The following is a 21,711-nucleotide window of genomic DNA, read 5'->3' on the forward strand; positions in this document are numbered from 1 at the left end:
GGGGCGGACCTGTGGGTCAGCCGAAGCGTTCCACGCGGAGCTGGGCGGGTGGGTAGGGCGAGAAGGAGGTCGTGCCCACCGACCAGTGGCCGCCGTCCGTGCCGGGGATGGGGGCGATGGCCTCGGGCAGGTAGGTCGAGGGTGTCTCCGGTCCGCGTTCGCTGACCCAGGCCGTGCCGTTCCAGCGCAGATAGTGGGCGCGCTTCTGGTCCCAGAAGTCCCAGCCGGCGATCCGGTCGGGCCGCCCCGCGGCATCGGCCGTGATGCCGGTCAACGAGCCGACGGTGAAGGGGGATTGGGCGTCGGTCCACTCGGTGCCGTTCCAGTGTTGCAGCGTGACGCCGGGCGGTTTGCCGGGCGGCCCGCCCACGCCGTACGCGAATCCGGTGAGCCAGATATCGTCGTGTGCGACCGGGAGCAGACCGGTCACCGAGGCGCGGATGCCGAGATTGCGGGGCACCACCGTCCAGGCGCCGTCCCAGCGGGCGATGATGTCGCCGAAGACCCACACCTCGCCGCCGGGGGTCACGCGGACGCCTGAGGGAGTGGGCGCGGCCTCGTCCGGCAGCGGCCGGGACCAGCGCCATCCCTTGCCGTTGCCGTGCATCAGACCGGCGCGGTCGGCGTGCCGCCCCGACACCCAGAACCGGCCGCCGGGAGCGGACGCCACCCCGGTCAGCCGTGTCCCCGGCTCGCCCCGGCCGGGGAAGTCGGCCTCGTGCCAGGTCGTGCCGTTCCACCGGAGGAGCTGGTCGTGCCCCGCGGTGTTCGTGCCGATGGCCCAGGCCGCGCCGCCCGTACCGGCGGCGACCGCCCGCAGGCCCCCGCTGTATGCCAGGTGGGAGACGTCGGCCAGTGACCAGGCCGAGCCGTTCCAGCTGAGGGCGAGGGGAGTGCCGATGGTGCTTCCGTTGCGCCCCTGTTCGCCCACCGCCCAGGCACGGTCGGGACCTGCGGTGGCGACCGCGATCAGGTGGGCGGCCGGCTGCCCGTCGGGGGCGGCGACCTGCTGCCAGGCCGCGGCGGCGGACACGGGTCCGCCGGTGGCGGCGGATCCGGGCCGGGCGGTGGCGGCGCCGACTAACGGTACGGGCAGGGCCAACCCGGCCCCGGTGAAGGCCAGTCCACGGGCAAAGGAGCGTCTTCGCATGAAGGGGTCCCTTCTTGAGGTCTTCCTTGCGGTCTTCGTTGCGGTCTTGAGGTCTTGCTCGCGTTCCTTTCCCGGGAACCCTGAACCGGGCAGGCGGAGCCGTCAATGCACGCGGGTGCGCAATTCGTGGCAGGCTCTGGATCCGCCGTTGACGCGGCGCGCGGAGCTAGGGGTGGACGCGACACATGACATCGAGCACTTTCCGTATCGGCGGCGAAATCGAGGTGCGTCGGATCGGGTTCGGGGCGATGCGCCTGCCGACCGAGGCCGGGGCGCCCAGGGAGGCCTCCATCGCGGTGGCCCGGCGCGCCGTCGAGCTTGGCATCACGCTGATCGACACGGCGTACATGTACGGATGGGGTGCTAACGAGGAACTCCTCGTCGAAGCGCTGTACCCCTATCCGGACGACCTGCTCATCGCGACCAAGGTCGCCATCGAGCAGTCGGCCCCCGGCGAAGAGGCGTCGGTCAACGGACGTCCGGAGTTCCTGCGTGCGCAGGTCGAGCAGGCGCTGCGCAGGCTTCGTGTCGAGCGGATCGGACTGCTCCAGATGCACCGCCTCGATCCGAAGGTGCCGCTCGCCGATCAGCTCGGCACGCTGCGGGAGTTCCAACTCGACGGCAGGATCGGCCATATCGGTCTCTCCGAGGTCACCGTCGACGAGCTCGACGAGGCGCGCCAAATCGTCGACGTGGCGAGCGTGCAGAACCGCTACAGCCTGCTCGACCGCGAGCATGAGGCCGTGCTCGACGCCTGCGAGGCGGCAGGGATCGCCTTTCTGCCCTGGCGGCCGGTCCACCCGGCGGCTTCCACCGCGACGGCCTCCTCCGAAACGGCCTCCGCCGCGACGGCCGAGATCGCGGCCGTCGCGGCCGAACTCGACGCCACCGCGGCGCAGGTCGCCCTGGCCTGGCTGCTCGACCGTTCCCCGGTCGTGCTGCCGATCCCGGGCACCGCATCGCTCGACCACCTGGCGGAGAACGTCGCCGCGGCGGGCCTGCGGCTGAGCGACGAGCAGCGCGGGCGTCTGGACCGGATCGCGGAGGCCTGACCTCAGTCCGACTCCGGGCGGTCGATCCGCAGGAGGTAGTGGGCGCGGTCGTCGACGGGGTTGTCGGGTTCGAGCGACACCTCGGCGACCCGCCGCAGGCCCGCCTTCTCCAGGACCCGCCAGGAAGCCTGATTGCCCACGTGTACGGGGACCAGGATGGCGGCGGCATCGGGATAGTCGGCCCAGGTGGCCCGGACGATCGCCCGGATCATGCGCGTGCCGAGCCCCCGGCCCACCCGTAGGGGGTCCCCGATCAGGTAGTCGATGGTCACGGCGCCCTGCGGGACATCCACTTGGTCGGCCAACTCCTCCCCGTACTCGGGGTAGTCGGCGAAGCGCGAGCGCTGGACGAGGCCGAACGGTTCGCCGTCGAGCAGCATGAGCAGGTCCTCCGACGGCTCCTCGCCGCGGGCGGCCCGGCCAAAGTCACGCGCCACCGCCTCGGGTGAGGTCTCGTGATTCCACCAGCGTGCGACGTGCGGTTGCTCCAGCCAGGTCCGGAGCAGCGGAAAGTCCGGTTCGGCGAGTCGCCGCCAGCTGATCATCGGGCACCTCGGGGAGTTGAACTCGGGGGCGGCGCATGAGAGATGGTGAGTCCATTGTCCTGGCCTCGGACTCAACCCCCGTACGTAGCCTCGGACTCACCGAGCGCCGCCGCGAAGTCCGCGGCGAACCGTGCCGCTTCCGACACCTCCAGCGTGGCCGTGGTGACCCGCACGGCCGTGGGTGTGGCGATACGGAAGCGGGAGCCCGCGGCCACCCACCACCCGCGCGAGCGCAGCCCGTTGACCACCGCGGACTCGTCGCGCACCGGCACCCATACGTTCATCCCGCTCGCTCCGTGCGCCGCGATGCCGAGCCGCGCGAGCTCGCCGGTCAGCGCCTCGCGCCGCTCGGTGTAGGTCCGCTCGGCCTGCCCCACCAGCGCTCGCGCCGCGGGATCGGTCATCGTGCGTTCCAGTGTCTCCTGCAGTACGTGACTGACCCACCCCGAAGTGAGCAGCATCCGCCCCTCGTGCCGGGCCAGCGTGGTGGCGTCGCACGCCAGTGCCGCCCATCGCAGGTCGACGCTCAGGTGCTTGGACACGGTCCGCACCTGGGCCCAGCGTGCGAGCCCGCCTGCCGCCAGCGAGGACGAGGGTGCCCCCGCGATCTCGGCATTGTGGTCGTCCTCGATGACAAGCACTTCCGGAAAGCCGCCGAGGACGTCGAGCAGGGCGTCCCGCCGGGCCTCCGAGAAGCTGCCGCCCACCGGGTTCTGCGCCCGCGGGCTGCACACCACGGCCCGGGCCCCGGCCCGCAGCGCACCACGCAGCGCCTCCGGCCTGATCCCCTCGTCGTCCACCGTCACCGGCACCATGCGCAGACCCAACGCCGGTACCAGGTCCAGCAGATGGTGGAAGCCTGGGTCCTCGACGGCCACCGCGTCGCCCGGCCTCAGCTCCGTGGACAGCAGCCGCGCCATGCAGTCAAGGGCGCCGTGCGAGAAGGTCACCCGGCTGTCCGGCACCCCGTCCCGCGCGAACCACTGCCGTGCCAGTTCCTCAAGGGCCGCACGGCGCGGCGAACCGCGGTGCGAACCGCTGACCGGGTCCACCTGGCCGGGCGGAAGCAGCACCGGAAGCAGCGCCGGATCCGGGTGCCCGCCTGCCAGATCGCACACCCCCGGCGGCACCCTGGGCGGCCGGCGCGCTCCGACCGCCGGGGCCCGGGCCACCACCGTCCCGCCCCGGCCGCGCGTCACGACGATTCCGCGCCGCCGGAGTTCTTTGTAGGCCGTCGCGACCGTGCCCGCGCTGACCCCGAGTTCATCGGCGAGGCGTCGCACCGGAGGCAGCGCGTCGCCCGGTCCCAAGCCGCCCTCGGCCACGCCCTGTTCGACCGAGGACGTAATGCCCTTGGCGGTCGTACCGCTGATCGCATATTGTGCTGCCACGTAATCAAGTATGTATCAATACAAAATCAAGAGTCAAGCGGGACAAGCGGGACGCCGGGAAGTCACATCACGGAGCAAGGGGGAGTGGTGAGCCTCAGTCGCAGGCGGACCGCACTGTACGCACGGATACCAGGGGGCCTCGACGGCCGGCGCATGCTCTGGATCGCCCTGATCAACAAGGTGGGCACCGGACTGTGGATGGGGGCGGCGGCCCTCTACTTCACCCTGGTCACCGGACTCTCCGTCGCCGAGGTCGGCATCCTCATGGGTGTCTCGGGGGCCGTCGGTATCGCGGGCGCGCCGCTCGCGGGCCATCTCGCCGACCGGTTCCCCGTCACCCGCGTCATCATCGGCTCCCAACTCCTGCAGGCCATCGCCCTGTTGGCGCTGCTCACGACGGACAACTTCTCCCTGCTCCTGCTCTACTCGGCCGTCAACAGCCTCGGCGATCGCGGCGCCAACGTCCTCACCAAGCTGTACGCCGCCCGCATCGCGGGCCCGGACCGCACCAAGTACCAGGCCGTGCAGCGCTCCGTCTCCAATGCGGGCTGGGCCATCGGCGGCCTGGCCGGCGCGCTCGCCCTCGCCGTCGGCAGCACTTACGCCTACCAGTCGCTGCTCGTCGGCAACGCGGTCAGCTTCCTCGTCGCCTCGATCCTCACCCTGCGCTGTTCGGAACCGCCCTCTCCCTCCCGGGTGGTCACCGACTCCACGGCCGCCGCCCTCCCGGCGCAGCCCTCCAACCCGTGGCGCGACCGGCCCTACCTGCTGTTCACCGCCACCGAGGCGGCGCTCTTCCTCGACGACGCGGTCCTCCAGGTCGGCATCCCCCTGTGGATCGTCCACGCGACCGACGCCCCGCACGGCCTCGCGCCGCTGCTCATGGTCCTCAACTGCGTGCTCGTCGTCTGCTGCCAGGTCCCGCTGTCCCGCTTCGGCAGCACACCGGACGGCGCCCGCAGGCTCCTCGTCCCCCTCGCCGCCTGCTTCGTCGTCGGCTGCGCCGCCATGACCGCCTCGGTGGCCGGCGGCACCTGGCTGGCCGTCACCGCCCTGGTGGTCGCGGCGATCGCCTTCACCTTCGCGGAGATCCTGCATGCCATCGCGTCCTGGGAACTCTCCATCGCGCTGGCCCCCGACGACGCCCAGGGCGCCTACCTCGGCGTGCACGGCCTGTCCTCGTCCGCTCAGCGCAGCGGGGGGCCGCTCCTGGTCACGGCCGTCATCACCGCGGGCGCCTTCGCGTGGCCGCTGCTCGGCGCGGGCGTGATCGTGACGGTCGCGGCGCAGAGCCGTCTCGTGCGGGGGCGGCTGCGGCCCGCGACGACGTATCGCCCGCCACGGTTGCGTGGCGGGCGATACGCGGGGAGGCGTTGAGTGCCTGCGGCCTCAGGTGGCCTCAGGTGTTTTCAGGTGTCCTTAGCGGTCAGCGGTCAGCGGTCAGCGGCCGATGCGGATGCGGTGCGCCTGGTCCTGGCCCTCGGGGCCGGTGCCGGACTTGTCGACCACGTACGCCGTGCCGTCCTTCACCTGGACATGGTTGGGGTTGGCGCCGGTGGCCAGGGTCTCGACGACGGCGCCCTTGGCTGGGTCGACGACCGTGACGGTGCCGGGCGTCCGGTTGGCGACCAGGACGCTGCCCGTACGCCGGTCGGCGGCGACGGACAGGGCGCCCGCGCCGGTCGGCACGGACTTGGTCACGGTGCCCTCTTTGAGGTCGACGACCGAGAGGCCGCCGGCGGCCTGGTCGGCGGTGTACGCGGTGCGGCCGTCCTTGGAGAGCGCGATGGAGATGGGGCCGTCACCGGTGGGGATCAGGCGAGGGCTCTCGCTTTTGCGGGTGATCTCGATGATGCGGTCGCCGTTGAGGTCGGCGGCGTAGGCGGCGCCGGTCCGTGCGTTCACGGCGAGGCCGGTCGGGCTCGACCCCTCGACCGTGACGCGCTTCTTCTCCTTGAGGGTGCGGGTGTCGAAGGCGACCACGGTGCCGTCGCCGAAGCTGCTGGCCCACGCCGTGTTGTGCTTGGCGTCCACGACGATCTCACGGGCGTGGTTCACGCCGGGCAGCGAGACCAGGTGCTTGCCGGTGCGCTGGTCGTAGACGGCGACGGAGTTGTCGCGGGTGTTCGTCGTCCAGACGGTGTTGTGTTCGTCGTCGACGGCGACTCCGTAGACGGCCTCGACGGCGCCGGTCTCGGCGTTGGTGACTGGAGGCGTGTAACTGGCCTTCACCTTCAGCGTGCGCGGGTCGACCTTCAGCAGGCTGGAGGTGGTGACCGGGGGCCGGCCCACCGCGGAGGTGGCCCACAGCACGTTGTTCCGCTCGGAGTACGCGGACTGGTAGAGCCCCTTCACGAGCGGCGCGGACTCGACGGTCGAGCCGGAGCCTTTGCCGGTGCTCTGGCCGGGCTGCGCGGACGCGGTTCCGGTCAGGGCCAGCGCACTGCCCGCGGCGAGGGCCACGGCAACTGCGGCGGTACGGCGGATGCGGCAGGTGAGTGAGGTCATGCTGCGTCAATCTCCTTGACTGAGGCGCCTCCAGGAGAGGCGATCACTCGCTAACTTAGCTTAGCCTAACCTAAGTCTCACACCTTTAATTGTGTGGCGCCCGCCACATCCGACTCTATGACCCCTAGGGGGAAGGAGGGGGCAAACCCCCTCTCCCAAAGGCCAGTTGGCCGGATGTGGCCGCCGGAGAAGATCGGCGAAGCTCCTGTCCATGACGAAGACCAAGCGCAACGCAGCCCTGCTCGCCGCCTCCGCGGCCGTCCTCAGCCTCACCGCACCGGTGGCCGCCACGGCCTCGACTCCCGCCGCCCCCGACGCTGCTGCGACCGCCGAACCCCTCGACTGGAAACCATGCGAGGGCAGCGGCCTCGACCCCCGCCAGGAGTGCGCGACCGTCGAGGTCCCGATGGACTACGCCGACCCTCGGGGCAAGCAGATCGGCATCGCCGTCTCCCGCATCCCCGGCGAGAACCCCGGGGCGCGCCGCGGCGCCCTGCTCCTGATCCCCGGCGGACCCGGCGGCTCCGGCATCAACAACCCCTCGGGCAAGGGCCAGAAGCTGCCGCAAGCGGTCCGCGACGCCTACGATCTGATCGGCTTCGACCCCCGTGGCCTCGGCCGCTCGTCGCCGGTCAGCTGCGGCTTCGAACACGCCGACCTCGCCACGTCCGCACTGCGCCCCTGGCCGGCCGCCGACGGTTCCATCACGGGGAACATGGCCACCGCACAGCGGACGTCGGACGCGTGCGCACGCAACGGCGGCGAGCTCATCCGCCACATCAACACCGCCAACCAGGCACGCGACCTCGACCGCATCCGGGCGGCTCTCGGCGAGCGGAAGATCTCGGCGTGGGGTGTCTCCTACGGAACGTACGTCGGCGCGGTCTACAGCCAGCTGTTCCCGCACCGTACCGACCGTGTCGTCCTGGACAGCAACGACGACCCCGACCCCACACGGGTCTCGCGCGCCTGGATCGCCGGACACGAGCAGGGAGTCGAGGACACCTTCCCGGAATTCGCCAAGTGGGCCTCCGAGCCCGGCAATCCGGACCGCCTGGCCAAGACGGCCGCAGAGGTGCGCCCCCTGTTCCTCGAACTCGCCGCCGGGCTCGACCGCGAGCCGATCCCGTGGCCCGGCGCAAACCCGGAGGAACTGAACGGCAACGTCCTGCGCCAGACCCTCCTGAACACGCTCCACGACCCCGACGGCTTCCCCGGCCTGGCGAAGCTGATCCAGGCCGCGCGGCAGGGCACGGTCCCGCCCGCGCCGCAGGCACCCCCGGAGCCGGCGCTGCAGAACGCCGTCGCGGTGGGCTCCGCGGCCCTCTGCAACGACATCGCATGGCCCGAGTCGACGGACGCGTACGAGAAGGCGGTCACCGAGAGCCGCACCAAGTACCCCCTGACCGCGGGCATGCCGAGGAACGCGATGCTGTGTGCCGCCTGGCCGTTCCGGCCCAAGGAGGCGCCCGTACGGATCACCGACGACGGCCCGTCCAACATCCTCCTCGTCCAGAACGAGCGCGACCCGGCCACCCCTCTCGCCGGAGCCCGCAAACTCCGCGCGGCCCTGGGCAAGCGGGCCACGATGGTGACGGTGAACTCGACCGGCCACGACGCCTACCTCGCCAACGGCAACGCGTGCGGCGACCGGACCGTCTCCCACTACCTGGCGACGGGCGAGAGGCCCGGGCGGGACACGTACTGCGGCTGATCCGGGACACCGAGCGGGGCGCGTGGCCGTCCGGCCGTCGCACATCGCCGCCCCTTCAGACCAGCAACTCCGCACTGTCGAGAAACGGCCGCCCCAGCCTCTCCGCGCCGAAGCCGAGCACATAGAGCCCGGTGGACACCCGCTCGAGGAAGCCCCACTCCCAGATCGCCCGCTGATCCACCCCGGTCCGATCCGCGAGCAGCGCGCAGTACGCGCGGATGAGCCCGCGGGCCGCGACTGCGTCCCTGCCCCTCAACTCCGCGCACCAGTCACGGAGTACGACACCCAGGTCGTACGCGGGATCGGAGAGGAACCCGTCGGGATCCACGAAGACGAAGCCCGCCTCGGCCCCGGCCCGCGGTGTGGTGACTTGCAGCGCGTTGCCGGGATGGGGGTCGCCGTGCACGACGACGCAACGCCCGGGGTCGAACGCGGCGGCGCGACGCTCGGCGAACGCCAGCGCTTGACTGACGACCCGCTCCGAGCAGGGCCGATCGAGGCTCTCCCACAACCCCCCGACCATCTCACCCAGGGCACGGGCCTTCTCCTGCACCGGATCGACGGTCAGCCCCGGAGCACGCGGCACCCGCCAGGCACTCCGGAGCATGGCGCACAGCGTCTCGATCTGCTGGCGCGGCGCGAGACCGAGCCGGTCCAGGGACGGCCCGAGGGCTTCCTGGAGCATGGCGTGCCGCTCGACATCGCAGGCAAGCAGTCGCGCGTAGCCCTGGCCCTCCGCCAGTCGAAGGGTTTGCACCTGACCCGCGAAGTCCGCTGAAGGGAGCGAGAGTTTGAGCACCGCGTCCCGACCGTCACGGGTCCGCGCCCGCGCCACATAGGAGGAACTCCCGCCGGACAAAGGCGGCCCGACATCAATGGACCACCGCCGCTCCAGATCCCCGACAAGCCCGGAAACCCCCGCAAGCCACCGCTCCCCGAGGACACCAAGACTCCGGGCCTTCTGACGTACGAGGGGCTGCACTTCGACGGGCGGCTTGGTCACGGCGTCGATTATGACGCCGGGGAGAGAGCAGATGGCACCCGGCGTGATCAACACCCCTCTACGCTGGCTTACATGGGCGGGATAGATGTGGCCAACGGAGTCGTCGGCGCCGTACTGGGGATGCTGTTCGCGGTGCTGTTCCAGCAGCCGTTGCAGAACGGCCTGTACCGGCTGCGCACACGCTCCACGCGCGCGGTACGCACCCTGCGCCGGCGGGAGGAGTCCAGCCCCGCCTGGCGGACCTTCTCCCTGGGGCCGCTGCACACCTCGGCGCTCATCGTGGAAGGGGACGGCGAGACATCAGTCCCCGCCGAAGCCGTCTACATCCAGGTGCTCGACGAGGAGATCGAGTTGCCGTCCGACATGCTCGCCTGGCGGGCCGAGATCGAGGAGCAGAGCGAGCGGTTACGGGCCGAAGGCCGCACACCGCTGTGGAACGGTCCTCGCTATGCCGTCGAGTCCTTCGACGTCTCACGGACCGCGCTCGACGAGCAGCCGGAAGTCCACCTGCGGCTGCGCCCGACGGACTACTACACCTTCCTGGCCGCACAGCAACTGGACCGCCGGCTGGCCGACGGGTCGACACCCCGCTCCCGCCATCTCGACCCGGACGATCCGCTGCGGTCCCCGGCGTTCCTGCAGTGCAGTTTCGCGGTCAACGTCGCGGTGGTGACCGCCGACGACATGCTGGTCGTCAGCCGGCGCAGCGACCGGGTCCGGATGGCGCCGGGAGTGTGGAACTCCTCCGTCAACGAGGGCATGTCCCGGCACATCGACTCATCCGGCAGGAGCGCCCCGGACCTGCACGCGGTGGCCCGGCGCGGCATGCGCGAAGAACTGTCCATCGAACCGCACGAGTACTCCCTCGAACTTCTCGCCTTCGTCCTGGACATCGACAAGCGCCACTGGAGCGCCCACTACTACGCCCGGCTGAAGGAGCTGACCCGCGAGGGCCTGCAGGCGCGCATGAGCAGGGGAGTGGCGGACCGGTGGGAGCACCAGACCATCGACTACGTGCCGTTCCGTCCCGCGACCGTGATCAAGTACGTACTGCGCGCCGACCGTATCCACCGATGGGCTCCGCTCGCCCCGGCGCTCTTCCATCTCGCCCTGGTGCACGTCTACAGCCGTACGCCGGTCGAGCGGGTGGCGGCGCAGATCGTCCGGCGGCTGTAGGAGCGCCTAGGGCAGCGGGCCGCCGCGGGCCGTGGTCCACAGGTCGTACCACTCCTCGTGGGTCAGCTCGGGCTCGCGGTGTGCGGCGTCGCGGCAGGCGGCGATGCGGTCGGGGCGGCTGGTGCCGATGACCGGGGCGATCCGGGCCGGGTGTCGTTGGAGCCACCAGAGCAGGATGGTTTCCGGTGTCGTCTGCTTGCGGGTGGCCAGGTCGGTGACGAGGCGCGCGGTCGGTGAGTCGCCGCCGTCGGTGTAGCGGCCACGGGCGAGTGATCCCCAGGCCTGCAGCTGGATGCCCCGGGCGGTGCAGTATTCGAGGGTGCCGTGCGGGAAGCCGGTCTCGGCCGCGGCCGGTGTGTTCACCAGGACGCCGGCTTCCACCCAGTCGCGGCGCTCCAGGCTCATCTCCAGCTGGTTGGCGACCAGCGGTACGTCGAGGTGCGCCTGCAGGTGCGCGATCTGCGCGGCACTCATGTTCGACACGCCGAACCGCCGGACCAGGCCCTGTCCGTGCAGCGATGCCAGAGCCTTCGCGATCTCCTCGGGGCCTGTCAGCGGATCGGGCCGGTGCAGGAGCAGTACGTCGATCACGTCGGTGCGCAGCCGGGTGAGGCTCTCCTCGACGCGCTGGACGATGCCGGGCCCGCGCAGGTCGTAGAGACCGGGCCGGTCGCCGTCGGCCAGGCGGATGCCGCACTTGGTCTGCAGGACGATGCGCCCGCGCAAGTCCGGTGTCCTGGCGAGGACTTCGCCGAAGACCGCTTCGGCCTTGCCGTGGCGGTAGATGTCGGCGTGGTCGAACACCGTGATGCCGGCTTCCAGGGCTGCTTCCACGGCCGCTTCGGCGGCCGTGATGTCTGTGACGGTGTAGGGAGAGGTGTCCCAGGAGCCGCCCAGCCCCATGCATCCGTACAGCACACGGCTGGTGCTTACCTCATGTGCGCCGGTGTGCGATGCCATGTCTTCTCCTCCGTGTCCGGCCGTGCTGAACCCCGCCATCCTCGCTCAGTCCCGCGGCGGTGCGGCGGCCATGGCGAGGAGTCGGTCCCTGGTGATGACGTCCGTGCGGGTGGAGGGGACGGTGCAGGCGTACGCGCCGGCGATCGCGCCGTAGCGGGCGCACACCAGGGGGGACTCGCCGGTCAGCAGGCCGAAGAGATAGCCGGAGGCGAAGGCGTCACCGGCGCCGTTGGAGTCCACCACCGGTGCGGGGGGCGTGACGGTCGGCACGTGGGACAGTTCGTCCCCGACGAGGAGGTGGGCCCCCTCGGCTCCGGCCGTCGCGATGACCGCGCGGGCCCGCCCTCGCGCGGCGATCTGCCGCATGGTCCTCTCCGGGTCCTTGAGGGCGGTGGTCGAGAGGAAGACGAGGTCGGCTTCGTAGGCGAAGGCCTCGTGGTAGGTCTCGACGCCGTCCCAGTTGTGCAGGTCGGTCGAGACGGTCACCCCCTTCGCGCGGAGTGCGGGCAGGGCGAAGGCGCAGGGATAGGTGATCGAGACATGGGCGTGGCGGCTCACCTCGGCGAGCGCCTCCACCGTCGCCGTGGGCAGCCGGTCGGCTTCCAGGGAACGGCTGTTGTCGTACAGCGAGAGGCGCCGCCCGTCGGGGCCGACGAGGTTCACCGCGCGCTTGGTGCCGCCGCGCTGGGGCACTTCGGTGAAGGGGATGCCCCGCTCGCGGTGCAGCGCGCGGACCAGGTCGCCCTCGTGGTCGTCGCCGATCAGGTCGATGTGATGGGTGCGCAGACCCAGGGCCTGTACGCCCATCGCCACGAAGTCACCGGTCTGCCCGGCGCGCATGTCGATGCCGGGCACCATGTAGCTGTCGGCGTAGGGGAGCGGAAGCTCGGGGACGTACACGATCGAGTCCACGCCCGCCCCGCCGAGCACCAGGACGTCGATTTCGGTTCCGGCAGTGGGCACAGACACTCCTCGGGCTCCGGGTCAGGCCGAACGCTGCTCCGGGCGGCCGGAGGCGGTCGAGTCGCGGACCACCAGTTCCGGCATGAAGAGGAATTCGCTGTGCGGGGCCGGGGTTCCGCCGATCTCCTCGAGGAGGGTGCGGACCGAGGCCTGGCCCATCGCCTGGACCGGCTGGCGGATGGTGGTCAGCGGGGGATCGGTGAAAGCGATGAGCGGGGAGTCGTCGTAGCCGACCACGGAGATGTCCCGCGGGACCTGCAAGTCCCTTTCACGGGCGGCCCGGACGGCGCCGAGCGCCATCATGTCGCTGGCGCACACGATCGCGGTGCAGCCCCGGCCGATCAGCGTGCCCGCAGCGGCCTGGCCGCCCTCCAGGGTGTAGAGGGAGTGCTCGATGAGCTGCTCGGAGTCCGCGGGCGACATCCCCAGGCGCTCGCGCATGCCGAGCTGGAAGCCCTCGATCTTGCGCAGCACGGGCACGAAGCGCTTGGGACCGACCGCGAGCCCGATGCGGGTGTGGCCGAGGGAGGCCAGGTGCGTGACGGCGAGGCGGGCCGCTGCCCGGTCGTCGGTGGAGACGAAGGGGGCCTGCACCTTCGGGGAGAAGCCGTTGACCAGGACGAAGGGCACGCCCTTGCCGCGCAGCACTTCGTAGCGCTCCATGTCGGCGGTGGTGTCGGCGTGCAGCCCTGAGACGAAGATGATCCCGGAGACGCCGCGGTCCACCAGCATCTCGGTGAGCTCGTCCTCGGTGGAGCCGCCGGGCGTCTGGGTGGCCAGGACCGGGGTGTAGCCCTGGCGCGTCAGGGCCTGGGCGATGACCTGGGCGAGGGCGGGGAAGATCGGGTTGTCCAGCTCGGGCGTGATCAGGCCGATCAGCCCTGCGCTGCTGCGCTGGCGCAGTCGCGTGGGTCGTTCGAAGCCGAGCATGTCCAGGGCGGCGAGGACGGATTCGCGGGTGGCCGCGGCGACGCCTGGCTTGCCGTTGAGCACACGGCTGACGGTGGCTTCGCTCACCCCCGCCTGCGCTGCGATGTCGACGAGCCGTGCGGTCATGCAGGGACTGTACCGGTGATCTGCCGGATTGCACACCGGTTGCGAAAGCTTGCAGAAAGAGCCGGTTCTGCAAGCTTCTTGCGAGGGCTGCGGGCGAGGGCAGGGGAGCGCGCCCCCCACATCAGGGGCCTGTCAAGCGCAGCAAGGGCAACCGTAAGGACACACGGCGGTAACGATCAGCAGACCTTGCAGAAATATCTCGCAAGGTCTTTCGGGCGCTTTTCAATCCTGTTACGTTCCCTGGCAACCCGGTGCCGCGTCGGTGCGGCTCGCAGGAGGCAGCTCTGTCGGGGGCTTCGCCTCCCCCTGTTCCGGGATCAGTTGAAGGAGTGCACATGCGGCGTGGCATAGCGGCCACCGCAATGGTCGGGGCCCTGGTTTTGACAGCGGCAGCGTGCGGTGGCGATGACGGTGACAGCGGCAAGAACAGCTCGGGCAAGCTGTCCGGCACCGTCACCTTCTGGGACACCTCGAACGACGCGGAGAAGGGGACCTACGAGAAGCTCGCCAAGGGCTTCGAGAAGCTCCACCCCGACGTCAAGGTCAACTACGTGAGCGTCGCGTTCGGCGAGGCCAACGCCAAGTTCAAGAACGCCGCGGGCGGCAACTCCGGCGCCCCCGACGTGATGCGCACCGAGGTCGCCTGGGTCGCGGACTTCGCCAACCTGGGCTACCTCGCCCCGCTGGAGGGCACCGCCGCGCTCGACAAGGCGGACGACTACCTCCCGCAGGCCGCGGCAAGCACGAAGTTCAAGGGCAAGACCTACGCCGCCCCGCAGACCATCGACACCCTGGCGCTCTTCTACAACAAGAAGATGCTCAAGGAGGCCGGCGTCGAGGCGCCCAAGACCTTCGACGAGGTGAAGAGCGCCGCGAAGAAGATCAAGTCGAAGTCCGGCAAGACCGGCCTCTACCTGCGCGGCGACGATCCGTACTACTACCTCCCCTACCTCTACGGCGAGGGCGGCGACCTCCTCGACACCAAGAGCAAGAAGGTCACCGTCGACGACCCCCAGGGCGCCGCGGCCTTCAAGGTCATGAAGGACCTGGTCGACTCCAAGGCGGCCACCACCGACGCCAGCGACGGCTACAACAACCAGCTGAACGCCTTCAAGGACGGCGACGTCGCGATGGCTCTCGACGGCCCCTGGTCGATCGAAGGCGCCCTGCAGGGCAAGGAGTTCAAGGGCGACAAGGGCAACCTCGGCATCGCCCCGGTCCCCGGCGGCAGCGACCGGCAGGCCTCCCCGCAGGGCGGCTGGAACCTCGCGGCCTACGCGGGCTCCAAGAACCTCGACGCGAGCTACGAGTTCATCAAGTACATGAGCTCGGCCAAGGTGCAGCAGCAGACCACCGAGAAGCTGAGCCTGCTGCCCACCCGCACCTCCGTCTACGACGTGCAGTCCGTCAAGGACAACCAGATGGTGCAGTTCTTCAAGCCGGCCGTGGACAAGTCCGTGGAGCGGCCCTGGATCCCCGAGGCCAACGCCCTGTTCGAGCCGATCCGGCTGCAGATGGGCAAGGTGCTCAGCGGCAAGACCTCGCCCGACAACGGGGCGAAGGGTGTCGGCGACGCCTACCGCAAGCTGCTGAAGGACTACAAGTAAATGGCTGTTGACAGCAGCCAGTCTCTGGCCAAGGCCGCGGACGCCCACAGCGTCCGCGGCCGCGGCCCGCGGACCGGCAAGACCCCCGGACGGCTGCGCAGGTCGCTGTCCACCCACTGGTACGCCTGGAGCATGGTCGCCCCCGTGGTGGCCGTGATCGGCGTGATCATCGGCTACCCGCTGGTGCGGGGCCTGTACCTGTCGACGACCGACGCCAACGAGGCGAACGTCGAGCGCACCATCGGTGTCAACCACATCCCGGCGACCTACGAGTCCGTCGGCCTGGACAACTACACCGCGATCTTCTCCGACACCGTCTTCTGGGACCGGCTCACCTGGACGATCATCTGGACCGTCTCCTGTGTCGCGATCTCCTTCACGCTCGGCCTGGTCCTGGCGAACATGCTCAACCGCAAGCTGGCGGGGCGCTCCCTCTACCGGATGGCGCTGATCCTGCCCTGGGCGGTACCGGCCTTCGTCTCCGTGTTCACCTGGCGCCTGCTGTTCAACGAGAAGAACGGCATCCTCAACAAGATCCTCGCCGGCGGCGGCATCGACGCGATCCCGTGGCTCAACGACCCCACCTGGGCCAAGTTCTCGGTCATCACGGTCAACGTCTGGCTGGGCGTCCCCTTCATGCTGGTCGCCATGCTCGGCGGACTCCAGTCCATCCCCGGCGAGCTCTACGAGGCCGCGGAGATGGACGGCGCGAACGCCTGGCAGCGCTTCAGGCACATCACCCTGCCGGGCCTGCGCTCCGTCAGCAGCACCGTGATCCTGATCAGCGGCATCTGGACCTTCAACATGTTCCCGGTGATCTTCCTGCTCACCCGGGGCGGTCCGGGCGACTCCACCGAGATCCTGGTGACGTACGCCTACCGGCTCTCGTTCGTCGTCAGCCCGCGCGACTTCGCGGGATCCGCGGCCTGGGGCGTCGTCATTCTGCTGCTCCTTTCGCTCTTCGCGGTCGTCTACCGCCGCGCGCTCCGCAAGCAGGGAGAAGTGTGGTGACCACCATGACCGACGAGAAGACCTCGTCCCAGAGTCCGCCGAAGTCCCCGACCCGGCCCAAGAAGGTCCGCGAGCGCGGCGAGCGCGGGCCGCTGGCCTCGGTCGCCCTCCACGTGGGCCTGCTGGTCGCCTCCGCCACCGCGGTCCTCCCGCCGCTGTGGCTGCTCGTCACCTCGTTCAAGCCGACGAGCGAGGCGTTCTCCACCGACCTGGTCAAGGACTTCACGCTCCGCAACTACGACCACGTCGTCAACGACACCGAGTTCCTGAGCTGGCTCGCCAACTCCCTGCTCGTCGTGGGCCTGACCACGGTCATCGGCGTCTTCATCTCCGCGACCACCGGCTATGCCGTCAGCCGCTTCAAGTTCCCCGGCATGCGGCCGCTGATGTGGCTCCTGCTGATCACCCAGATGTTCCCCGTCGCGGTGCTCATCGTGCCGCTGTACAACCTCCTGGCCAGCCTGGGCCTGCTCAACCAGCCCATCGGCCTGGTCGTCACGTATCTGACGATCGCCGTGCCGTTCTGCGCCTGGATGATGAAGGGGTACTTCGACACCATCCCCGTGGAGATCGACGAAGCGGGGCGCGTGGACGGGCTCAACCCGTTCGGCACCTTCTGGCGGCTCATCGTGCCGCTCGCCAAGCCCGGTCTCGCCGTCACCGGCTTCTACAGCTTCATCACCGGCTGGGCCGAGGTCGCCTACGCCTCCGCCTTCATGACCGGCGAGGAGAACCTCACCCTGGCGGGCGGCCTGCAGACCTTCGTCAACCAGTACACCAGCGACTGGGGCTCGCTGACGGCCGCCGCCGTGATCGTCGCGGTGCCCGCAGCGGTGATCTTCGGCTTCGTCCAGCGCCACCTCGTCGGTGGACTCACCGCCGGCGCGACGAAGTCCTGACACGGCACATACCCCCCTCGCACTCGACCTCTCGATCTCAGGGAAGACATGACCCAGCATCTCGCTGCCCCTGCAGCCCCCGCCTCCGGCACCCACACGGACTGGTGGCGTGGCGCGGTGATCTACCAGGTCTACCCGCGCAGCTTCGCCGACGGCAACGGTGACGGCATGGGTGACCTGGACGGCATCCGAGCCCGCCTTCCCTACCTCAGGGACCTGGGCGTCGACGCCGTCTGGCTCAGCCCCTTCTACTCCTCGCCGCAGGCCGACGCCGGCTACGACGTCGCCGACTACCGCGCGATCGACCCGATGTTCGGCAGCCTCCTGGACGCCGACGCCCTGCTGCGCGACGCCCACGACCTGGGCCTGCGCATCATCGTCGACCTGGTGCCCAACCACTCCTCCGACCGGCACGACTGGTTCCAGCGCGCCCTGCGCGAGGGCCCCGGCTCACCCCTGCGCGAGCGCTACCACTTCAAGGCCGGCAAGGGCGAGAACGGCGAACTGCCGCCCAACGACTGGGAGTCCGTCTTCGGCGGCCCTGCCTGGACCCGGGTCGAGGACGGCGAGTGGTACCTCCACCTCTTCGCCCCCGAGCAGCCCGACTTCAACTGGGAACACCCCGCCGTCCACGACGAGTTCCGCTCGATCCTGCGCTTCTGGCTCGACATGGGCGTCGACGGCTTCCGCGTCGACGTCGCCCATGGCCTGGTCAAGGCCGAGGGCCTGCCCGACATCGGCACGCACGACCAGCTCAAGCTCCTGGGCAACGATGTCATGCCGTTCTTCGATCAGGACGGTGTGCACGAGATCTACCGCAGCTGGCGCAAGGTCCTCACCGAGTACGCGGGCGAGAAGATCCTCGTCGCCGAGGCATGGACCCCCACCGTCGAGCGCGCTGCCGCCTACGTCCGCCCGGACGAGATGCACCAGGCCTTCAACTTCCAGTACCTGGGCACCCACTGGGACGCGGCCGAACTGCGCGAGGTCATCGACGTGTCGCTGGCCGCGATGCGCCCCGTCGGCGCCCCGGCCACCTGGGTGCTCTCCAACCACGACGTCACCCGCCACGCCACGCGGTTCGCCAACCCGCCCGGCCTCGGCACCCAGCTGCGCACCGCCGGCGACCGCGAGCTCGGCCTGCGCCGCGCCCGCGCCGCGACGCTGCTGATGCTGGCGCTGCCCGGCTCCGCGTACGTCTACCAGGGCGAGGAGCTCGGCCTGCCCGACGTCACCGACCTGCCCGACGAGGTGCGCCAGGACCCCTCGTTCCACCGCGCGAGCGGTCAGGACGGCTTCCGCGACGGCTGCCGGGTGCCGATCCCGTGGACCACCGAGGGCTCCAGTCACGGATTCGGCGCGGGCGGCAGCTGGCTGCCGCAGCCCGAGGGCTGGGGCGGGCTCAGCGTCGAGGCCCAGACCGGAGACCCCGACTCGACCCTGGAGCTCTACCGCAGCGCACTCGCCGTGCGCCGGGAGCAGCCGGGGCTCGGTGCGGGCGACTCGCTGGAGTGGCTGGAGGCTCCCGAGGGGGTTCTCGCCTTCGGCCGTGAGGGCTTCGTGTGCACGGCCAACACCACGGGTGCGGCGGTGCGCATCCCGGTCCCGGGCCGGATGCTGCTTGCCAACGCCGAGGTGGAGACGGTGGACGGCAAGGTCGAGCTGCCCGCCGACACCACCGTGTGGTGGGCGGTGTGACCCTTTCCCTGCCGCGGTCCGCCGACCGGGGCGAGGGGGGAGACCGGCCGGACCGGGGCGCCCCGCGCCTCGCTGACATCGCGGCCCAGGCCGGTGTCAGCGAGGCCACCGCGAGCCGGGTGCTCAACGGCAAGCCGGGTGTTGCCACCGGCACCCGGCGCCGGGTGCTCGCCGCTCTGGACGTCCTCGGCTACGAACGGCCGATCCGGATCAAGCGGCACAGCGCCGGTCTGGTCGGCCTGGTCATCCCCGAGCTCAGCAACCCGATTTTTCCCGCCTTCGCGCAGGTCGTCGAGCAGGTCCTGTCCGGGCACGGTTATACGCCGATGCTGTGCACCCAGATGCCGGACGGGGCCAGCGAGGACGAGCTGGTCGAGCAGCTGGAGGAGCGCCGGGTCAGCGGCATCGTCTTTCTCTCGGGGCTGCATGCCGACACCACGGCCGATCCCGCCCGCTATCTCGAACTGCACGCCCGCGGTGTGCCGTTCGTCCTGATCAACGGCTACAACGAGCACATCCCGGTGTCCTTCGTCTCGCCCGACGACCGTGCGGCGGCGCGGATGGCGGTGCGCCACCTCGTCGACCTGGGTCACCGGCGGATCGGTCTGGCCATCGGGCCCACCCGCTACGTCCCCTCGCTGCGCAAGGCGGAGGGGTTCACCGCGGCGCTGCACGCGCTGCTCGGCGTGGGACAGGAAGAGGCCGAACAGCTCGTGCAGCGCACGCTGTTCACGGTCGAAGGCGGGCACGCGGCGGCCAGCGCCCTGCTCGACCAGGGGTGTACGGCGATGGTGTGCGGCAGCGACATGATGGCGCTCGGCGCCGTACGGGCGGTGCGCGAGCGCGGCCTGTCGGTGCCCGGCGACGTCTCGGTGGTCGGCTTCGACGACTCGCCCCTGATCGCGTTCACGGACCCGCCGCTGACCACGGTGCGCCAGCCGGTGCAGGCCATGGCGAGCGCCGCGGTGGGCGCGCTCCTCGAGGAGCTGCACGGAAACCCCGTACAGCACACGGAGTTCGTCTTCCAGCCGGAGCTTGTGGTGCGCGGTTCCACGGCGCAGCCGCCGCGCTGAGACATGCCCGTCCGGACCCCGCGCCGGGACTGCCCGCGCAGGCGCCGGATGGGGAGAGAGGCGCCCGGTGCCGGCCCTGTTCGGGGCAGCGGGGTCTTGATGTGGCTCCGGGGCCTCTCCGTCCATGCTCCGGTCCGCACGGCCGGGCGCGTGGGGCCCGTTGTCCGGGTCCCCCGGCCGTCCGGACCGGAGTTGTGGTTGAACGTAACACCGTCGCAATGTCTTGCGAAAGGTTTTGCGGCGCATGAACTCCCGGATCCCGCATCTGGCGCGAGAGTGTGCGCGGAGGGTTGACCGGGGTTCCCGGGGGTCGTACGGTCTCGACCGAAATCGGCGTTGAAATGTTTCTGCAACATCCTTCAACGACCTGACGGGCACGGCGCGTTGCCATTCAAGGTCACACCTCACTCGTGCAGGAGGCCCACATGGCTGGCCGAAAGACCAGAGTCCGCAGACCCGTCGCCGCCGCCCTCGCCCTGGTGGCGGGCGCCGCGGGCGGCATCGTCGCCGGAGCCCCGCAGGCGCAGGCGGCCCCGCCCGGCGCCAAGGACGTCACCGCCGTGCTCTTCGAGTGGAAGTTCAGCTCGGTGGCCAAGGCGTGCACGCAGCAGCTGGGCCCCGACGGCTACGGCTACGTCCAGGTCTCCCCGCCCCAGGAGCGCATCCAGGGCGAGGCATGGTGGACCGCCTACCAGCCCGTCAGCTACAAGATAGGCAGCCGGCTCGGCGACCGGACCGCGTTCAAGAACATGGTCGACACCTGCCACAAGGCCGGGGTGAAGGTCGTCGCCGACGCGGTCATCAACCACATGACCAACGCCTCCGGCACCGGCTCGGCCGGCTCCACGTTCACCAAGTACGACTACCCGGGCACCTACTCGGGCTTCGACATGGACAACTGCCGCTCGAACATCAGCAACTACCAGGACCGCTGGAACGTCCAGAACTGCGAACTGGGCGGCCTCGCCGACCTCGACACCGGCGAGGAGTACGTGCGGGGGAGGATCGCCGCCTACCTCAACGACCTGCTGTCCCTGGGTGTCGACGGCTTCCGGGTCGACGCGGCCAAGCACATCCCCGTGGACGACCTGAAGAACATCAAGTCCCGGCTGACCAACCCCGGCGCCTACTTCAAGCAGGAGACGATCTACGGCTCGGGTGAAGCGGTCTCCCCGAGCGAGTACATCGCCACCGGCGACCCCCAGGAGTTCCGCTACGGCTGGGACCTCAAGCGCGTCTTCAACGACGAGAAGCTCGCCTACCTGAAGAACTACGGCGAGGGCTGGGGCTACCTGCCCGGCAACTCGGCCGCCGTCTTCGTCGCCAACCACGACACCGAACGGCACGGGCAGACCCTCAGCTACAAGGACGGCGCGAACTACACCCTCGCCCACGTCTTCATGCTGGCCCTGCCCTACGGCGCCCCGGACGTGCAGTCCGGCTACGAGTTCAGCAACATCGACGCCGGACCGCCCAACGGCGGTCAGGTGAACGCCTGCTACAGCGACGGCTGGAAGTGCCAGCACGCCTGGCCCGAGATCAGGAGCATGGTCAAGTTCCGCAACACCGCGCGCGGGACGGCCATGACCAACTGGTGGGACAACGGCAACGACGCCATCGCGTTCGGCCGCGGCGACAAGGCCTATGTGGTCATCAACCACGAGGGCTCCACGGTCGACCGGACCTTCCAGACGTCCCTGGCCGCGGGCAGTTACTGCGACGTCCAGAGCGGCAGGAGCGTCACCGTCAACGGCTCGGGCCAGTTCACGGCTTCCGTCGCCCCGAACACCGCGCTCGCGCTGCACGCGGGTGCCAGGAGCTGCTGAGCGCAGACCCGCCCTGCCTGACCGGCCGCCCGGCATCCGCTTCCCCGCCGCCGGGCGGCCCACCCGACCCGGGGCTCCG

General features: G+C 70.3%; 17 protein-coding genes and 1 pseudogene. 10 read left to right on the top strand and 8 right to left on the bottom strand.

Annotation, left to right across the window (positions count from 1 at the left end; all coding sequences use genetic code 11):
* Positions 1-16 precede the first annotated feature (16 nt).
* On the bottom strand, positions 17-1,033 hold the full coding sequence (locus tag ACWFR3_RS16265; protein ID WP_453735212.1) for a hypothetical protein: 1,017 nt from the start codon (positions 1,031-1,033) through the stop codon (positions 17-19).
* Positions 1,034-1,335: 302 nt separating this feature from the next.
* Here ACWFR3_RS16265 and ACWFR3_RS16270 point away from each other — a divergent pair, with 302 nt between their 5' ends.
* Positions 1,336-2,202, top strand: a complete 867-nt coding sequence (locus ACWFR3_RS16270) for an aldo/keto reductase (RefSeq protein ID WP_453735213.1) — start codon at positions 1,336-1,338, stop codon at positions 2,200-2,202.
* A 2-nt stretch (positions 2,203-2,204) separates the two neighbouring features.
* Here ACWFR3_RS16270 and ACWFR3_RS16275 read toward each other — a convergent pair whose 3' ends face one another.
* Both ACWFR3_RS16275 and ACWFR3_RS16280 read right to left on the bottom strand, forming a co-directional pair.
* Complete coding sequence (locus ACWFR3_RS16275) at positions 2,205-2,747, bottom strand: GNAT family N-acetyltransferase (RefSeq protein ID WP_453735214.1); 543 nt, start codon at positions 2,745-2,747, stop codon at positions 2,205-2,207.
* A 71-nt stretch (positions 2,748-2,818) separates the two neighbouring features.
* Entirely contained in the window at positions 2,819-4,138 is a 1,320-nt protein-coding gene (locus ACWFR3_RS16280; protein WP_453735215.1) for an aminotransferase class I/II-fold pyridoxal phosphate-dependent enzyme, read from the bottom strand.
* 153 nt (positions 4,139-4,291) lie between these two features.
* Between ACWFR3_RS16280 and ACWFR3_RS16285 the strand changes: the two genes are divergently transcribed.
* Positions 4,292-5,515 carry an MFS transporter gene (locus ACWFR3_RS16285; protein WP_453735216.1) on the top strand — a complete coding sequence of 408 codons (1,224 nt, stop codon included), beginning with the start codon at positions 4,292-4,294 and terminating at the stop codon, positions 5,513-5,515.
* Between the two features lie 63 nt (positions 5,516-5,578).
* Here ACWFR3_RS16285 and ACWFR3_RS16290 read toward each other — a convergent pair whose 3' ends face one another.
* Positions 5,579-6,646 carry a YncE family protein gene (locus ACWFR3_RS16290; RefSeq protein WP_453735217.1) on the bottom strand — a complete coding sequence of 356 codons (1,068 nt, stop codon included), beginning with the start codon at positions 6,644-6,646 and terminating at the stop codon, positions 5,579-5,581.
* A 211-nt stretch (positions 6,647-6,857) separates the two neighbouring features.
* On the opposite strand from ACWFR3_RS16290, the gene ACWFR3_RS16295 reads away from it, so the two are divergent.
* Positions 6,858-8,360, top strand: coding sequence for an alpha/beta hydrolase (locus ACWFR3_RS16295; RefSeq protein ID WP_453735218.1), 1,503 nt, complete (start codon positions 6,858-6,860; stop codon positions 8,358-8,360).
* A gap of 55 nt (positions 8,361-8,415) precedes the next feature.
* Here the strand turns inward: ACWFR3_RS16295 and ACWFR3_RS16300 are convergent, their stop codons facing one another.
* Positions 8,416-9,363, bottom strand: a complete 948-nt coding sequence (locus ACWFR3_RS16300; protein WP_453735219.1) for an aminoglycoside phosphotransferase family protein — start codon at positions 9,361-9,363, stop codon at positions 8,416-8,418.
* Positions 9,364-9,435: 72 nt separating this feature from the next.
* Here ACWFR3_RS16300 and ACWFR3_RS16305 point away from each other — a divergent pair, with 72 nt between their 5' ends.
* A complete protein-coding gene (locus tag ACWFR3_RS16305; RefSeq protein WP_453735220.1) occupies positions 9,436-10,539 on the top strand; it encodes a hypothetical protein in 1,104 nt (367 codons plus the stop codon).
* Between the two features lie 6 nt (positions 10,540-10,545).
* On the opposite strand, the gene ACWFR3_RS16310 is transcribed toward ACWFR3_RS16305, so the two are convergent.
* Genes ACWFR3_RS16310 through ACWFR3_RS16320 form a run of 3 tightly spaced genes read right to left on the bottom strand, consistent with a single transcriptional unit; the run spans position 10,546 to position 13,518 of the window.
* Positions 10,546-11,499: an aldo/keto reductase gene (locus ACWFR3_RS16310; RefSeq protein ID WP_453735221.1), complete on the bottom strand. Its 954-nt coding sequence runs from the start codon at positions 11,497-11,499 to the stop codon at positions 10,546-10,548.
* Positions 11,500-11,544: 45 nt separating this feature from the next.
* Positions 11,545-12,462, bottom strand: coding sequence for an adenosine kinase (locus ACWFR3_RS16315; RefSeq protein WP_453735222.1), 918 nt, complete (start codon positions 12,460-12,462; stop codon positions 11,545-11,547).
* A 21-nt stretch (positions 12,463-12,483) separates the two neighbouring features.
* Positions 12,484-13,518, bottom strand: a complete 1,035-nt coding sequence (locus ACWFR3_RS16320) for a LacI family DNA-binding transcriptional regulator (protein WP_453735223.1) — start codon at positions 13,516-13,518, stop codon at positions 12,484-12,486.
* 335 nt (positions 13,519-13,853) lie between these two features.
* On the opposite strand from ACWFR3_RS16320, the gene ACWFR3_RS16325 reads away from it, so the two are divergent.
* The 6 genes and pseudogenes from ACWFR3_RS16325 to ACWFR3_RS16350 all read left to right on the top strand — a co-directional run.
* Positions 13,854-15,125: an extracellular solute-binding protein gene (locus tag ACWFR3_RS16325; RefSeq protein WP_453735224.1), complete on the top strand. Its 1,272-nt coding sequence runs from the start codon at positions 13,854-13,856 to the stop codon at positions 15,123-15,125.
* The gene (locus ACWFR3_RS16330) at positions 15,126-16,136 is read left to right on the top strand and encodes a carbohydrate ABC transporter permease (protein WP_453735225.1); all 1,011 of its coding nucleotides are present in this window, start codon (positions 15,126-15,128) and stop codon (positions 16,134-16,136) included.
* A 5-nt stretch (positions 16,137-16,141) separates the two neighbouring features.
* On the top strand, positions 16,142-17,035 hold the full coding sequence (locus ACWFR3_RS16335) for a sugar ABC transporter permease (protein ID WP_453735296.1): 894 nt from the start codon (positions 16,142-16,144) through the stop codon (positions 17,033-17,035).
* A 48-nt stretch (positions 17,036-17,083) separates the two neighbouring features.
* The gene (locus ACWFR3_RS16340; protein ID WP_453735226.1) at positions 17,084-18,733 is read left to right on the top strand and encodes a glycoside hydrolase family 13 protein; all 1,650 of its coding nucleotides are present in this window, start codon (positions 17,084-17,086) and stop codon (positions 18,731-18,733) included.
* The gene (locus ACWFR3_RS16345) at positions 18,721-19,806 is read left to right on the top strand and encodes a LacI family DNA-binding transcriptional regulator (protein ID WP_453735227.1); all 1,086 of its coding nucleotides are present in this window, start codon (positions 18,721-18,723) and stop codon (positions 19,804-19,806) included. The genes ACWFR3_RS16340 and ACWFR3_RS16345 overlap by 13 nt, the downstream gene beginning before the upstream one ends.
* A gap of 425 nt (positions 19,807-20,231) precedes the next feature.
* A pseudogene (locus ACWFR3_RS16350) lies at positions 20,232-21,629 on the top strand (alpha-amylase family glycosyl hydrolase); the annotation flags it as partial.
* Between the last annotated feature and the right edge of the window lie 82 nt (positions 21,630-21,711).

Source organism: Streptomyces sp. NPDC055189 (genome assembly GCF_053606765.1).

Bases quoted from the DNA above. Each gene is read 5' to 3' on its own strand.
- ACWFR3_RS16270 (WP_453735213.1), top strand. From the start codon at position 1,336: ATGACATCGAGCACTTTCCGTATCGGCGGCGAAATCGAGGTGCGTCGG.
- ACWFR3_RS16275 (WP_453735214.1), bottom strand. From the start codon at position 2,747: ATGATCAGCTGGCGGCGACTCGCCGAACCGGACTTTCCGCTGCTCCGG.
- ACWFR3_RS16285 (WP_453735216.1), top strand. From the start codon at position 4,292: ATGCTCTGGATCGCCCTGATCAACAAGGTGGGCACCGGACTGTGGATG.
- ACWFR3_RS16290 (WP_453735217.1), bottom strand. From the start codon at position 6,646: ATGACCTCACTCACCTGCCGCATCCGCCGTACCGCCGCAGTTGCCGTG.
- ACWFR3_RS16295 (WP_453735218.1), top strand. From the start codon at position 6,858: ATGACGAAGACCAAGCGCAACGCAGCCCTGCTCGCCGCCTCCGCGGCC.
- ACWFR3_RS16305 (WP_453735220.1), top strand. From the start codon at position 9,436: ATGGGCGGGATAGATGTGGCCAACGGAGTCGTCGGCGCCGTACTGGGG.
- ACWFR3_RS16310 (WP_453735221.1), bottom strand. From the start codon at position 11,499: ATGGCATCGCACACCGGCGCACATGAGGTAAGCACCAGCCGTGTGCTG.
- ACWFR3_RS16320 (WP_453735223.1), bottom strand. From the start codon at position 13,518: ATGACCGCACGGCTCGTCGACATCGCAGCGCAGGCGGGGGTGAGCGAA.
- ACWFR3_RS16325 (WP_453735224.1), top strand. From the start codon at position 13,854: ATGCGGCGTGGCATAGCGGCCACCGCAATGGTCGGGGCCCTGGTTTTG.
- ACWFR3_RS16330 (WP_453735225.1), top strand. From the start codon at position 15,126: ATGGCTGTTGACAGCAGCCAGTCTCTGGCCAAGGCCGCGGACGCCCAC.
- ACWFR3_RS16335 (WP_453735296.1), top strand. From the start codon at position 16,142: ATGACCGACGAGAAGACCTCGTCCCAGAGTCCGCCGAAGTCCCCGACC.
- ACWFR3_RS16340 (WP_453735226.1), top strand. From the start codon at position 17,084: ATGACCCAGCATCTCGCTGCCCCTGCAGCCCCCGCCTCCGGCACCCAC.